A 15,590-nucleotide genomic window follows, 5' to 3' on the forward strand; every position below is an offset into this window, starting at 1 on the left:
TTTGCCCCCTTGTAAAAAAGGGGGCATTTTTTTTAACACAATTTGCAAAGTGTTTTGTTTACTATACAAATCCCTATATTTAACCCGAAACATTTCACACCAGATACAGAATGGCGAAAATTTTAATTATTGATGACGAGCGGGCAATCCGCAACACCTTGCGAGAAATATTAGAATACGAAGATTATACAGTAGACGATATTGATAACGGTATTGATGGATTAGCCCTGATACGGGATAACGATTACGACCTGGTACTTTGCGATATAAAAATGAACCGGATGGACGGCATGGAAGTGCTATCCGAAGGATTGCTGATCAAACCCGATCTTCCTTTTATCATGATATCCGGCCACGGTACGGTTGAAACCGCTGTAGAGGCCAGCAAAAAAGGCGCGTTCGACTTTATCTCTAAACCACCCGATCTAAACCGGCTGCTTATTACCGTCCGTAACGCGCTGGACAGGGGCAGTTTGGTTACCGAGGCAAAAGTTTTAAAACGTAAAGTTTCTAAAACCCGCGCCATACTGGGCGAATCGCAACCGATACATAAAATAAAAGAAACGATTGACCGCGTTGCCCCTACCGATGCCCGTGTATTGATCACCGGCGCTAATGGTAGTGGTAAGGAACTGGTGGCCCGCTGGCTGCACGAAAAATCTAACCGGGCCAACGCGCCTTTAATTGAGGTTAACTGTGCGGCCATTCCTTCCGAATTGATCGAGAGCGAATTGTTCGGGCACGAGAAGGGCTCGTTTACATCGGCTGTAAAACAGCGGATCGGCAAGTTTGAATCGGCCACGGGAGGTACTTTGTTTTTAGACGAGATAGGCGATATGAGCCTATCCGCGCAAGCGAAAGTATTACGCGCCCTGCAGGAAAGTAAAATTACCCGGGTAGGCGGCGAAAAGGAGATTGAAGTAGATGTACGCGTAGTAGCGGCAACCAATAAAGATCTTTTAAAAGAAATTGAAGCAGGTAACTTCCGGATGGACTTATACCACCGCCTGAGTGTGATCCTGATCCATGTACCGCCGTTGAACGAGCGGAAAGACGATATCCCGCTGCTTACGCAAAACTTTTTAGAAGAGATTTGCAACGATTATGGTATGCCGGTAAAAAAAGTATCCGAAGCCGGTATCGAAGCATTAAAGGCATTGCCATGGACCGGCAACATCCGCGAGTTGCGTAATATGGTTGAACGTTTGGTGATCCTGAGCGATAAAGTAATTACCGATAACGATGTCAGGGCTTTTGCTAATCCATCGGCCCCGGTTAGCGCGACCGCCGGAGCAGCAGCCGCGCCCCAAACCGATTTCGACCAGTTTAAGAACTTCCAGGAGTACAAGGATTTTGCCGAACGCGAATACATCAAATTCAAGCTCGAAAAAAACAACTGGAACGTATCAAAAACCGCTGATGATATTGATATCCAACGAAGCCACCTATACAGTAAGATCGAAAAATTCGGTTTGAAGAGAGGGGAATAGTTTTTTGATGGTGATTTAACCACAAAGGGCACAAAGAGAGAAGCCACAGAGTTCACAAAGACTTTGTGGCTTTTTTTAATTTAAAAATCAGGATGACGCTGTACCCCCAATAAGGCTTTGTGCTCTTTGTGGAAAACCTTTGTGCCCTTTGTGGTTAAATCACCACTATCCCCAGAAAAAATCCGTATAAAACGAAAACGGGAGCCGCATCTTTCGAATTGATCTCCCGTTTCCAACCCTGCGTGCAACCGTAGTCGCGCTCAAGGCACCAAGTTTTGTGTAGTTCTGACCGGTGTACTCCTATCATTGTCTTCCGCATCCTTCCGAAATTCGTCCGCTCTGCTTCCGCCGCTTTTGCAAGCTGCCTGATGCCGCGCTTCTGTTATCTTCGTTATGCCAACGCCGATATTATGTAGCACCTGTTACCTGTTTTCGCTTCTTACCGTGGTCGCCTGCGATCAGCGTAATGCCTGTTTTAGTCTCCCCTTCAGTTTAGAAGCCTCTCGGCCTTTGTGTTTCTGGGTAACTCAGCAAACTCTTTATGATCTTTAGTTCCCCCGAAGGTTCACCCGATTCATACGTTGTATTACTGTAAGGCTGTCAAAGTACGTCGTTCTTGATGTTATCTAAGGTAGCAGCTAAACCTATATCTGTCAAGTAAAATATCATCGTTTTTACAAACAGCTTATTAACAGTTATCGGGTAGTTATCAACATTGATATTAATTGCTTCTATATTGATTACAAGCGCATTATGCCGATTTAGTGCTGTGTTATTAACATTTTAGTTTTTAACAAAACGATTAAATTATACCCTGTTCTGCAACATTAAAAAATCGTAAAGTTTGTATTAAGGCAATTTGACAGCGATTTTGAACGTACACGCTCACGTTTAAATTAAGCGTGGACGCTTAATCAGGAATGGGTTCAAGCGTGGACGCTTGAACCGGCGACGATGATAAACAAGCAAAGCGATCAGTTTCCGATCGCTTTGCCTGTTTAGTCCCAACTTGTCATTGCGAGGTACGAAGCAATCGCACACTCAAAGAGCGGTCATGTATAGTTCGTCCCGATAGTTATCGGGATACCTCGCAATAACAAGTATAATATAAAGTCTGATTTACGGCGTAGGCAACTTATATGCCTGACGGGCCAGCAGCAACCAGGCTCCTTTTTGCTTTTGAAATACCAGCATAATGCCTAAAGCTACAGTGCCGGGCTTGCCCCCGTCGTTGGTTTGGGCGGCTAATTTGTGGCGTACAATGGCGGTATTGCCAACTATCTTTATGGTTTGCTCGGTCAGGTCTATGGTTACAAAGTCAGATGCACCGCTGGCAATGGCTTCTACAAACTCGGCTTTGTTCTGTATTTTTCCGCTGGAGTGGCCATAGCCCAGGTCTTCGGCAGCCAGCTTGGTCAGGTTGGCACGGTCGCCGTCAACCATGGCTTTACGCATAAATTCAACCGCGGCAGCAACATCCTTTTCGTTTTTTGATTGTGCGAAGGTGCCCGCCGTAAATAATATGCAGGTAAATAGTAACAGAGATAATTTTTTCATCGGGTTTATAATTATGGTTACGAATGTAGTTTGACTGCAGCAGATATGCAAGGGTTTAAGCTATCAAAAGCGAAAGCACCTCTTCGGCAAAATATATTTAAATGTAACTTTTTAAGTACCATTTTTTAACTAAGCGGCATTTTTAGCATCTTGTAACAGCAAATTAAAACTAAACAACATGCGTAAACTTTTACTGCTAAGCTTACTATCAGCAGCGTATATAGGCGCTCAGGCTCAAAAGAAACCTTTAGATCATTCGGTGTACGATGGCTGGCAAGCTGTAAGCAACCAAAGCATCAGCGACAATGGCAAGTGGATATTATATGTAGTTAAGCCACAGGCGGGCGATGCCAACCTGGTGATCACCGATCCGCTGAAATCCTATCAGCTACAGGTGCCGCGCGCAGATACCGCCCGTTTAACATCCGATTCTAAATTTGCGGCCTTCCTGATCCGTCCTTTTTATAAGGATGTACGTATGGCTAAGATCAAAAAGAAAACCCCGGCCGAAATGCCTAAGGATACCCTTGGCCTGGTTACGCTGGGCACCAATAGTATTACCAAAGTACCAGCCGTGCGTTCGTTCAAGATCGCCGAAAAGGCCCCGGTTATCGCCTACCTGGCATCAGCTAAAACCGATACGTTGAAAAAGCCCGCGGCAAGCGACACCTCGCGCCGTGCCGTGCGTAATACCATTGCCCCGCCCACCCGCGAAGGTGATGACCTTACTCTTAAGCAGCTATTAACCGGCAAACAGCGTACCTTTAAATACGTAACCGAATATCAGTTAAGCAAAAACGGCAAACTGCTGGCATTCGCGGCTACGGCACCGTTGCGTGGCGCGCCAAAAGGCACCAAATCGGGGATGTTTGTTTATGATATTGAAAAAGACTCGTTAAAGGCCGTTAGCACTGGTCGTGGTAATTACCGCAGCCCGGTGTTTGATGATGCCGGCAGCCAATTGGCTTTTACCGCCGAAAAGAATCCTGAAAAAGCACAGGTAAAACCATTTAAACTATACTATTACAATACCCAAAAAGACAGTGCGGATGTACTTGCAGGCCCTGGTTCGGCTGGTATGCCGGCTAAATGGGCTGTAGCCGGTGAAGGGCGCTTATTATTCAGCAGGAACGGCAGCAGTATCTTCTTCGGCACCGCCCCTATCCCTAAGCCGCTTGATACCACTATTGTTGATTTTGAAGTTGCCAAACTGGATATCTGGAACTATAAAGATGAATATCTACAACCCGAGCAGTTAAAAACGCTTCAGCGCGACCTGCGCCGCAGCTACCTGGCCGTAATACGCCCCGGCGAGGCAGATAAAAAATTGGTACAATTAGCCGATAAATATATTGAACAAATTACCCTGCCCGAAAACAATGACGCCCGTTATGCATTAGGCACTACCGATACCGGATCGCGCGTGCAGGCGCAATGGAACGGCGGCGGTTATAACGAAGCCTACCTGATAGACACCAAAACAGGCGAGCGTAAAAGGATCATTAACCGTACCAAGGCCCGCTACAGCATGTCGCCGGCTGGCAATTATGTGGTTTGGTTCGATTCAAAAGACCAGGCTTACTACAGTTATAATGTAGCTACCGGTAAAAAAACAAACTTAACGGCCTCAACCGGCACTAAAATGGGTGACGAAGATAACGATGTACCTGATGACCCGGGGCCATACGGCATTGCCGGCTGGACTGCCGGCGATAAAACGGTGTTGTTATACGACCGCTTTGATATTTGGCAGATTGATGCCGCTACCGGCGCAGCAACCAGTTTCACCAACGGCATGGGCCGTGCCAATAAACTGATCTTCCGCTATCCGTTTATAGACCGTGGTCGCGGCGGTCGTGGCGGCGCAGCTGCCGGTGGTGTAGAAGAATTAAAATACATCAGCGAAAAGCAACCCTTGTGGCTGTTAACCCAAAACGACGAAACCAAGCAATGGGGTTATTACAAAAAGCAGTTAGGCAGCACCAAAGCCCCCGAAAAAGTGATAATGGGCGATTATAATATCAGTCCGCTGCAAAAAGCTAAGGAGGGCGATCTGTTTATCTATAGCAAACAAAGCTATCAGCATTCGCCAGATCTGTATGTTTCGGCCGACCTGAAAAAAGAAACACAGCTATCGGCCATTAACCCTCAGCAAGCCGATTACAACTGGGGCACTGCCGAGTTGGTGCACTGGACTACGCCAAAGGGTTATAAATCTGACGGGATCCTGTTTAAGCCTGAGAACTTCGACCCGAACAAAAAGTACCCGATGATCTGCTATTTTTACGAGAAAGTATCAGAAACGATTTACAACTATTTACCTCCTTCGCCTACCCCGTCACGCCTACCTATCTCCTTTTTTGTGAGCAACGGCTACCTGGTATTTACGCCGGATATCAGCTACGAAACCGGCCACCCCGGGCAATCGGCTGTAGAGTTTGTTAACTCTGGTGTAGAAATGCTGAAGAAAAACCCCTGGGTTGACGGCGCGCATATTGGCATACAGGGCCAAAGCTGGGGCGGTTACCAGGTGGCTTATTTAATTACGGCTACCAATATGTACGCGGCAGCATGGGCTGGCGCACCTGTTGCCAACATGACATCGGCTTACGGCGGTATCCGCTGGGAAAGCGGCGTTAACAGGCAGTTCCAGTACGAAAAGACACAGAGCCGCATTGGCGCTACACTTTGGGAAAAACCCGAACTGTATATCGAGAATTCGCCGTTGTTCCATTTCCCTAAGGTGAACACCCCCGTAATGATCATGAGTAATGATGCCGACGGTGCCGTACCATGGTATCAGGGGATTGAAATGTTTACCGCCCTGCGCCGCTTAAACAAACCGGTATGGCTGCTGCAATATAATGGCGAAGCCCACAACCTGGTACTGCGCCAAAACCGCAAGGATATCAGTATCCGCGAACAGCAGTTTTTTGATCACTTCCTGAAAGGCGCGCCTATGCCGGTATGGATGAGCAAGGGCGTCCCCGCGGTTGATAAGGGTAAAGATTGGGGTTTGGCACTGGATAAGTAAGGTCCTTAAATGACAAGTAAAAACAATGGAGCTATGGATAATAGCTCCATTGTTATTTTAACCCAAATCTACGTTTGTATAATGCCTACGTTAAAAGCTTTCTCAATCGGCGCGTGGTTAGCCGCTTCTATGCCCATCGATATTACTTTACGGGTTTCCAGCGGATCGATAATCCCATCAACCCAAAGCCTTGCTGCCGCGTAATACGGCGTGGTTTGGCTGTTATAACGGTCGGTGGTTTGTTTCAATAATTCGTCTTCCTTTTGTTGATCTACCGCTTCACCTTTGGCCTTTAAACCTGCCGATTGCATTTGCACTAACACTTTTGCCGCCTGAGCGCCGCCCATTACGGCTATTTTGGCCGTTGGCCAGGCATAAATAAGCCGTGGATCATAAGCCTTACCACACATGGCATAATTACCCGCGCCGTACGAGTTACCTATTACAATAGTAAACTTAGGCACTACCGAATTGGCTACCGCGTTCACCATTTTGGCGCCGTCCTTTATAATGCCTCCCTGCTCACTTCGGCTCCCAACCATAAAACCGGTTACATCCTGCAAAAACACCAGGGGGATCTTCTTTTGATTACAGTTCATGATAAAGCGGGTAGCCTTATCTGCCGAGTCGGAATAGATCACCCCTCCAAATTGCATCTCGCCTTTTTTTGACTTTAATACTTTACGCTGATTAGCTACGATACCCACTGCCCAACCATCAACCCGGCCAAGCCCGCAAATAATAGACTGCCCATACCCGGCTTTATATTCTTCAAACTCGGAGTTATCTATTAAGCGATGGATGATCTCCATCATATCATATTGCTTCTCGCGATTATCAGGCAGGATGCCGTAGATCTCTTTTTCATCCTTTTTAGGCGCGGCGGCTTTTATGCGATCGAACCGTGCCTTAGGGTAATCGCCAACCATACTCATGATGTTGCGGATGCTATCCAAACAGGCCTGATCATTAGGGTGCTTATAATCTGTAACGCCTGATATTTCGCAATGCGTAGTAGCGCCGCCAAGCGTTTCGTTATCCACGTCCTCGCCAATGGCCGATTTCACCAGGTATGATCCGGCCAGGAACACCGAACCGGTTTTATCTACGATCATGGCTTCGTCGCTCATAATAGGCAGGTAGGCCCCGCCTGCCACGCATGATCCCATAATGGCCGAGATTTGGATAATGCCCATGCTGCTCATCTGCGCGTTATTACGGAAGATGCGGCCAAAATGCTCCTTATCGGGGAAAATCTCATCCTGCAAAGGCAAATACACCCCTGCCGAATCGACCAAATAGATAATAGGCAAGCGGTTTTCCATGGCTATTTCCTGCGCGCGCAGGTTCTTTTTAGCCGTGATGGGGAACCAGGCGCCGGCTTTAACGGTGGCATCGTTAGCCACCACCACACATTGCCTGCCCGATACATAACCAATACCGCAAACCACCCCGCCCGATGGGCAACCGCCGTGCTCGGCATACATGCCATCGGCTACAAAGGCGCCCACTTCCAGCCAGGGTTTGTCTTTATCCAGCAGGTAGGCTATGCGTTCGCGGGCCAGCATTTTACCTTTTTCTTTTTGTTTGGCTGCTGCTTTTTCGCCGCCGCCTTTGTAGATCTGTTTCAGACGGGTAGTTACGTCAAACACCAGGTGCTTGTTGATATCTTCGTTCTTATTAAATTCAATATCCATATGGGTTTACAATGAATGTAATGTTAAACAAATTACGGCAAAATAGGCGTGAATGTTTAACCGCGTTTGTGGAAAACCTAATTCTAAATAAATTTGGTTAAAGTATAAAACTTGTTACATTTGTATCTCTCGCTCATCCTACCGAAAAGCAATACAAGTTTTAGTTTGATTATAAATGATGAAATAGCCTACAGCTTTTGATCATAAACTATTTAAATTGAATGGCGTATAAGGAACTAATTGATTAAACTTATTAATAAAGAACGCGATGATTATCCTAACGTTAATATATTTATGTAAGCGGTTTAACCTGGTCAGGTTTTTTAGGAAAACTCCTGTGGTAGGAGTCTAAAGTCTTTAGTTTCAAGTCCTAAGTCTGTCTATTGACTTAAGACTCCTGACTCTGATTTAAAGTCTTAAGCTTCAAGTCCTCAGTCTGTATATTGACTTAAGACTCCTGACTCTGATTTAAAGTCTAAAGTCTTAAGCTTCAAGTCCAAAGTCTGTAAATTGACTTAAGACTCCTGACTCTGATTTAAAGTCTAAAGTCTTAAGCTTCAAGTCCTCAGTCTGTATATTGACTTAAGACTCCTGACTCTGATTTAAAGTCTAAAGTATTAAGTTTCAAGTCCTCAGTCTGTATATTGACTTAAGACCCCCGACTCAGAACTTAAGACTTATGTCAAATTCCTGTCCCTGAACCAAACTTCATCCGGCCTGGCCGTGAAATTACTCATCAGGTTCACCAGTTCTATCGGGTCGGCAGAGGTGATCACCAGATCGCGGTTGGCTTGCTTCAGAAAGCGCTGATCAACCATTACATCCATTTGTTTGAGTAGAAAATCGTAAAACCCGTTTACGTTCAGTACACCTACCGGATTATTGTGCAGGCCTAATTGCAGCCAGGTCAGCACTTCAAAAAATTCTTCCAGCGTGCCAAAGCCGCCGGGCAGCATGATGATCCCATCACACAGATCATTCATCATTTGCTTGCGCTGATGCATATTTTCAACAATATGCAGTTCGGTCAGCCCGGTGTGGCCTACTTCCTTATCCATCAGGAATTGGGGAATAATACCAATAGTTTTACCGCCATTAGCTATCATGGCATCGGCTAATAAACCCATTACACCTACTTTGCCACCACCAAACACCAACGCAATATGCTGCGCTGCCATTACCTGCGCTAATTGTTCAACAGCTTGTTTTAATACCGGGTCGCCGTTAAAATTGGCCCCGCAGAAGACACAGATGCTTTGCATAGAGATTAGTTTATTTCTGGTCCGAAAGTCGGTAAAGTATGGGAAGTCCGGAAGAAAAAGTTATCAAGACTTACTAAGTTTATAAAACATAGCAAGACTGAACATCTTAATAAAAAACTATTTGTGCATTTAGATGTAACTATATAATCGAAACCGTATCCAAATATAAAACCACATCTTAAAACAACATGAAAAAATCAATATTACTCAGCCTTTTATTTTTAGGGCTTGGTGCAGCCTCATTTGCGCAGAACAAGCCAAAAGCCAGGTCAAAACAAATTGTCGATTCTGTTAGTGTCACATCCCAATCATCACATGATCCTTTTGGTGGAATGATGGGCATGATGAATTCCTTTGGACCAATGATGAGCAACATGGCCAAATCGTTAATGGATGCACAGCTTGATTATTATAAACAACCGGGAAAATTAGAGGAGATTGCTAAATTAAACAAGCAATATTTTGATGCCTTAGTTAAAGAAGGTTTTACTAACGACCAGGCGTTAAAGATCATTACTTCTGATAGCCTTTTGCCCAAATCATCGGGTAGCGGAATGAAGTAGAGATTAGTTAATCGGAGATTAGAGATTAGTTATCCAGCAGTCGCTCGGCTGGAGCCGAGCGACTGCAAAAGGATATAACAAAAAAAGCGATGGGCAAACCCATCGCTTTTTTGTTATCCTAATCTCTAATCTCCGATTAACTAATCACTACCTCGAATAATTCGGCGCTTCCTTAGTAATCGTAATATCATGCGGATGGCTTTCGCGGATGCCTGATGAGGTGATGCGTACAAACTGCGCCTGCTGCAGGGTATCAATATCCTTAGCGCCGCAATAGCCCATGCTGGCACGCAAACCACCAACGTATTGATACATCACCTCGGCCAGGGTGCCTTTGTACGGCACACGGCCTACAATGCCTTCGGGAACCAGTTTTTTGATATCATCCTCTACATCCTGGAAGTAACGGTCTTTAGAACCCTGTTCCATAGCCTCGATAGAGCCCATGCCACGGTACGATTTAAAGCGGCGGCCTTCATATATAATACTTTCACCCGGGGCTTCCTCCACGCCTGCAAACAACGATCCTGCCATAATGGTGCTGGCGCCGGCGGCAATAGCTTTGGCTATATCGCCGGTATGTTTAATACCGCCATCGGCAATAACGGGAATGCCTGTACCTTTAAGCGCCTGTGCGCATTCATAAACCGCGTATAACTGCGGCACACCTACACCGGCAATAATACGGGTGGTACAAATAGAACCCGGACCTATACCCACCTTAACCGCATCGGCCCCGGCTTGTGCCAGTGCGCGGGCTGCATCGCCGGTTGCTATATTACCTGCAATTACCTGCAGTTCGGGGTATTTGGCTTTAACTTCTTTTAATTTATCTATCACTCCCTTTGAGTGGCCATGGGCGGTATCAATAGCAATTACATCCACACCGGCTTTTACCAGGGCATCTACCCTATCCATGGTATCGGCGGTAACACCAACGGCAGCGCCAACCCGTAAGCGGCCATGATCGTCTTTACAGGCAAAGGGGTAGTTTTTCAGTTTCAGTATATCGCGGTAGGTGATCAAACCTATCAGTTTACCTGCATCGTCAACCACCGGTAGTTTTTCAATCCTGTGGCTTTGCAGTATTTCCTGTGCCTGGGTTAAGGTTGTACCTTTTGGCGCGGTGATGAGGTTGTTTTTAGTCATTACATCACTCACAGGTATGGTCATATCTTTTTGAAAACGCAGATCGCGGTTGGTGATGATGCCCTTCAATATACCACCGGCATCCACCACCGGGATACCGCCAATGCTATGCTCTTTCATGATCTTTGCCGCCTCGCCTACCAATGCCGCTTCGTGCAGGGTAACAGGGTCCTGGATCATACCGCTTTCCGACCGTTTTACTTTCCTCACCTCATCTGCCTGCGCGGCGATGCTCATGTTTTTGTGCAACATACCCAGGCCACCTACTTGTGCAATAGCAATTGCCATCTGCGCTTCGGTAACGGTATCCATAGCAGCGGATACGATAGGAATGTTCAACTTGATTTTTTTGGTGATGTAGGATTGCGTATTTACCTCGCGCGGTAAAACTTCAGAATAGGCCGGAACAAGCAATACGTCATCGTACGTTAAACCTTCGGCAATAAATTTTGAGGAATCTGGTGGGTGCATAGCAAATAATTTGTGAATGATTACTTGCCGGGCAAAGGTACGTTTTAATGTGTGAATGTGCAAATATGCAGATGTGCAAATCGAATAATATGTGAAAATGAAATTTCCATTACAAACTGCTTAAACCCGCATCAACTCATTTGCATATACGCACATTTGCATATCTGCACATCAAACTAATACTTCCCCGCTACCACTTTATAAAAGCTATCATAATCCAAATACTGGTTAGCCAGTTTCAACAGTTTTTCACTGGTGATGGATTTGATGGTTTCGGTATAGTAATCGTAATAATCGTAACCTAACCCGGCGAAATAAATATTCTTAAACTTATCGGCGTGCGACATTACATTCTCCAAACTCCCCAGCAGCGAACCTAACATATAGTTGCGTACCAGCGATAGTTCCTCTTCGGGGATCAGATCGGTTTTCAGGATGTTTACTTCCTTCTCAATTTCATTTAGCGCGGCCTTACATACATCAGCCCCTACTTCGGTAGCGATAAACCACGCACCTGATTGTTTTAACGAAGTCATGCCAGAGCCAATGCCATAAGTATAGCCCTTATCCTCGCGGATATTAGTCATTAATCTTGACCCAAAATATCCGCCTAAAACGGTATTTAAAACCTGCACCGCCGGGAAATCGGGATGGGTACGGTTAATGGTTGGGATCCCCATACGGATGGCCGATTGCAACGCGTCCGGCTTCTCGATAAAATAGAACTTTTCGGCCGATGGTTCCAATGCCGGCTGCGAGGTATTTGCCGGGCCCTGGTTATCCTTCCAATTGGTTTCAAAAGTATCTGTCATTAAGCCCAACAAGGTATCGTCCACCCGGCCTGCAACCAATATAGTACAGTTTGATGGCTGGTACATCTGCTTAAAGTGGGCCTGCATATTAGCTTGTGTAAGCTGTTGATAATCGGCTATTTCTGATGCGTACCCATAAATGGTATCGCCATACAGCGCCTTGTTAAATTTACGCCGGGCCAGCACATCGTTCTTTTGCAGGCCAACCTGCAATTTTTGCTGCTGGGTCATCTTAAACGTTTCTATTTCCTTTACGGGAAATATCGAATTGTTTAAAATATCGTGTAATACCGGCAAGGTTTCGGCCAGGTGCTTGTTAAGACTATATAGTGTTACCGTGCAATTGTCATAACCGTAATCAACCTGTAAAAAGGCGCCGTAATAGTCTATTTTATCGGCAATCATGGCCGCATTCAGATTTTCTGTACCCTCGGTTAACATGGCATTTACCGCTATGTTTAACAAGGGGTTTTTAGGGTTAAAACGCAGGTTACCGAAGATCCATTCTATACGCACCAGTTCCTGGTCGCCAGAGTTAAAATGGAATAAGTTGCAGCCATTATTAAATTGGATATGGCCCGGTTTAATAAGTGTAATATGATCAACCTGGTTTGATGCAGGCGCGATAGTTCTGTTTAACATGATGTTCCTTTAGTCGGAAAGTCCGGAAGTCCGGAAAGTCCGAAAGATTAATACTTTGTCATTTCGAACGAGGTACGAGGAGAAATCTTCTACTTCCCACTTGTCGCATGCAGAAGATTTCTCCCTTCGGTCGAAATGACATATTTTATACTACTTCATTAACCGGCTCTTCGGCCAAATAAACCATTGTGGTCGAATTTTTTTTCCTGAATAATTTATTGGCCTGTTGCTGTATCTGTTCGGCTGTAACCTGCAGGTACCTCCCCGATTCCTGGTTCATCAGGTCGGCATCGCCCAGCAGTTCAAAAAATGCCAGGTTCATGGCTTTATCCAGTAAACTCATTTCACTAAATACCAGAGTCGATTCTGTTTTATTTTTCACCTTGATCAGTTCATCGGCCGGTACAGGGATAGTTTTAATTTGCTCTAACTGCTCCCATATCGCGGCTTCAGCCTGTTCAATACTTACTCCCTCCAACGGCTTACCTTCTACCACAAACATGGCTTTATCAATACTGCCCGATGAATAAGCGTTAATATCGCTGAATAATTGCTGCTCTTTAATCAATTTACGGTGCAGGCGCGACGAGTTACCCCGCGACAGGATATCCGAGATCAGGTCAGTTGCATAATAGCTGTCCGAAGTCCGTTCATCTGCCAAAAAGGCTATATAAACCGAATTTAACGGCACCTTACCGGTAAAGATTTCGCGGCGTTCGTCAGTTTGCTCCGGTTCCTGTGGCAGGTTCCGGTGATATTTTTCGCCGGCGGGTATAGGGCCAAACCATTTTTCGGCCATAGCTTTAATATCTTCCGTTTTGATATTGCCCCCCACTACCATAATGGCGTTTTGCGGGTTATAATGCTTTTTAAAGAATGCTTTAACAGCATCAATTTGGGCGTGTTCAATATGCTCCAGTTTCTCGCCTATGGTGGCCCAGCGGTAAGGGTGCTTTTTATAAACTAAGGGGCGCAGCTTCAGCCAAACATCGCCGTAAGGCTGGTTCAGGTAGCGTTGTTTAAACTCTTCCATTACCACGTTGCGCTGTACCTCCAGGCTTTTCTCGCTAAAGGCCAGGCTCAGCATCCGGTCGCTTTCCAGCCAGAACGCTGTTTCCAGGTTTTTAGCCGGCAGGGTGATATAATAATTGGTAATATCGTTGCTGGTAAAAGCGTTATTTTCGCCGCCTACACGCTGCAGCGGTTCATCGTAGTTAGGGATATTGACCGATCCGCCGAACATCAGGTGTTCAAACAAGTGCGCAAAACCGGTTTGCTCCGGATCTTCGTCGCGCGCGCCAACATCATATAGTATATTTAGTACGGCCATGGGCGTGGTATCATCTTCATGTACCAATACACGCAGGCCATTAGTCAAAGTAAAACGGTTGAACTTAACCATGTATCGTTATCAAATTTGGTGAACAAAGGTATAGAAAGTCCGGAAGTCCGCAAGGCCAGATGGCCGAAAGATTGCTTTTAATTAACAGTGTGGAAAGACCGAAAGACCGTAAGTCCGGAAGATTGCTTTTGAGCATCTGATTAAAGAAATTTCAGGTACGATCAGTAAAAGGTTATTAAGCAAAGCCATATCCAGATTGAAAAAACATAGGTCAGACCGGACTGATCGATCTGACCTTTTATGCCGATAGCAGGATTGCTTTATATCAGGCGGCCGGAATTACTTGCCTGTCAACCTATAAACCTCCGTCCCGGCTAACAGATAACAGCCTAAGCCATAATCCTCAAAATCAGGAACATTATCATAACCAACCGGCTGACCGTCTTTGGGCTCCTTACCAGTGCCTTGTACATAGCCTAACATACCATCAGGATGCAAACATTCAGTACTCATGGCGTTCCAGGCTTTGGTTAGTATGGGCAAATAGGTTTTCTTTTTCAGGATGCCGTTGTTAATTCCCCAGGCCATGCCGTAGGTAAACAAAGCCGTACCCGATAATTCCTTGCCACCAAAATGGTTAGGATCTTTCAGGCTTACGTTCCAATAGCCATCCTCGCGCTGCAGCGGAATCAGGGCTTCCATCATTTCTTTATAAACCGTCAGGTATTCTTCGCGATGAGGCGCGTTCTTAGGCATAATTTCCAGCACACGCAGTAACGCAGCCACAACCCAGCCATTCCCGCGCGACCAGTAACAATCGGCGCCGTTGGGTTCTTTGTAAGGTGGCACAAAATCCTTATCCCTCCACCATAGGTGGTCGGTTGTGTTGTACAAACCTTTGCCGCCATGTACGGTTTTGCTGTACAGATATAGATCGTACATTTTTTCGTAGTACTTGTTATCGTTATACATCACCCCAAACTTGGCGAAAACCGGCATGGCCATTTGTAAGGCATCAATCCAGTTCCAGTCGTCCTTTTTCTCGCTGTTCACCATCAGGTCAATACATTCCTGCATTTTGGCAATGCGCTCGGGCTTCTTATCAATCAGGTACAAGTCGATGTACGTTTGGGCCGCGCACTGGTTATCCGCGTTACGCGTGATTTTACTGTCCCGCGGGTTCCATTGATGTGTTTCGCCCCATTGTACCGCATAATCGTAGTATTCCTTTTTAGGATCAAGCTTATACATAGCCATTAAACCCTCGTAATAAACCGCCCTTGTCCACAAGGTACTTTCGCGGGTAACCCCCTTCACGGTCACCTTAGCGCCCGGGTCGGGCCATTTTTTCATAAAATAGCTGTTGGCTAAAGCCATATCAGCCATTACCTTAGCTTTTTTAGGTAATTTTTGTGCCGTAACACTCGCCGCTACGGCCAGCGCCACGCCCAAACAGATCGCTCTTTTCATATTGATCAGTAGATTATTCATTTATTATTTGATTAGGTTCTATATAAGTTATTAGATATTAATTAGAGATTAGATTCTATCGTAATTTTGCATTCAAACTA

10 protein-coding genes are annotated in these 15,590 nt (G+C 45.6%); 3 read left to right on the forward strand and 7 right to left on the reverse strand.

All coding sequences use genetic code 11. The features are described from left to right. Positions 1 to 110 precede the first annotated feature (110 nt). A complete protein-coding gene (locus tag AC07M6_RS08945; RefSeq protein ID WP_494888665.1) occupies positions 111 to 1,490 on the forward strand; it encodes a sigma-54-dependent transcriptional regulator in 1,380 nt (459 codons plus the stop codon). A 1,119-nt stretch (positions 1,491 to 2,609) separates the two neighbouring features. Here AC07M6_RS08945 and AC07M6_RS08950 read toward each other — a convergent pair. Then, positions 2,610 to 3,047 (reverse strand): nuclear transport factor 2 family protein, encoded by a 438-nt coding sequence (locus AC07M6_RS08950; RefSeq protein WP_494888666.1) that lies wholly within the window; start codon positions 3,045 to 3,047, stop codon positions 2,610 to 2,612. 178 nt (positions 3,048 to 3,225) lie between these two features. Between AC07M6_RS08950 and AC07M6_RS08955 the strand changes: the two genes are divergently transcribed. Next, the gene (locus AC07M6_RS08955) at positions 3,226 to 6,081 is read left to right on the forward strand and encodes a S9 family peptidase (protein ID WP_494888667.1); all 2,856 of its coding nucleotides are present in this window, start codon (positions 3,226 to 3,228) and stop codon (positions 6,079 to 6,081) included. A gap of 68 nt (positions 6,082 to 6,149) precedes the next feature. Here the strand turns inward: AC07M6_RS08955 and AC07M6_RS08960 are convergent, their stop codons facing one another. Together AC07M6_RS08960 and AC07M6_RS08965 are read right to left on the reverse strand one after the other, a co-directional pair. Further along, the gene (locus tag AC07M6_RS08960) at positions 6,150 to 7,778 is read right to left on the reverse strand and encodes an acyl-CoA carboxylase subunit beta (RefSeq protein ID WP_494888668.1); all 1,629 of its coding nucleotides are present in this window, start codon (positions 7,776 to 7,778) and stop codon (positions 6,150 to 6,152) included. A 677-nt stretch (positions 7,779 to 8,455) separates the two neighbouring features. Next, positions 8,456 to 9,040 (reverse strand): LOG family protein, encoded by a 585-nt coding sequence (locus AC07M6_RS08965; protein WP_494888669.1) that lies wholly within the window; start codon positions 9,038 to 9,040, stop codon positions 8,456 to 8,458. A gap of 188 nt (positions 9,041 to 9,228) precedes the next feature. On the opposite strand from AC07M6_RS08965, the gene AC07M6_RS08970 reads away from it, so the two are divergent. After that, positions 9,229 to 9,603: a PH domain-containing protein gene (locus tag AC07M6_RS08970; protein WP_494888670.1), complete on the forward strand. Its 375-nt coding sequence runs from the start codon at positions 9,229 to 9,231 to the stop codon at positions 9,601 to 9,603. Positions 9,604 to 9,750: 147 nt separating this feature from the next. Here the strand turns inward: AC07M6_RS08970 and guaB are convergent, their stop codons facing one another. The 4 genes from guaB to AC07M6_RS08990 form a co-directional block, all read right to left on the reverse strand. Beyond that, the gene (gene guaB / locus AC07M6_RS08975; protein WP_494888671.1) at positions 9,751 to 11,223 is read right to left on the reverse strand and encodes an IMP dehydrogenase; all 1,473 of its coding nucleotides are present in this window, start codon (positions 11,221 to 11,223) and stop codon (positions 9,751 to 9,753) included. A 176-nt stretch (positions 11,224 to 11,399) separates the two neighbouring features. Further along, positions 11,400 to 12,677, reverse strand: coding sequence for a M16 family metallopeptidase (locus tag AC07M6_RS08980; RefSeq protein WP_494888672.1), 1,278 nt, complete (start codon positions 12,675 to 12,677; stop codon positions 11,400 to 11,402). Positions 12,678 to 12,822: 145 nt separating this feature from the next. Then, positions 12,823 to 14,079, reverse strand: coding sequence for a M16 family metallopeptidase (locus AC07M6_RS08985; protein ID WP_494888673.1), 1,257 nt, complete (start codon positions 14,077 to 14,079; stop codon positions 12,823 to 12,825). Positions 14,080 to 14,358: 279 nt separating this feature from the next. Continuing rightward, positions 14,359 to 15,510 (reverse strand): glycoside hydrolase family 88/105 protein, encoded by a 1,152-nt coding sequence (locus tag AC07M6_RS08990; RefSeq protein ID WP_494888674.1) that lies wholly within the window; start codon positions 15,508 to 15,510, stop codon positions 14,359 to 14,361. Positions 15,511 to 15,590: the final 80 nt, after the last annotated feature.

The sequence above is a fragment of the Mucilaginibacter sp. GW821-FHT07H05 genome, assembly GCF_059418485.1.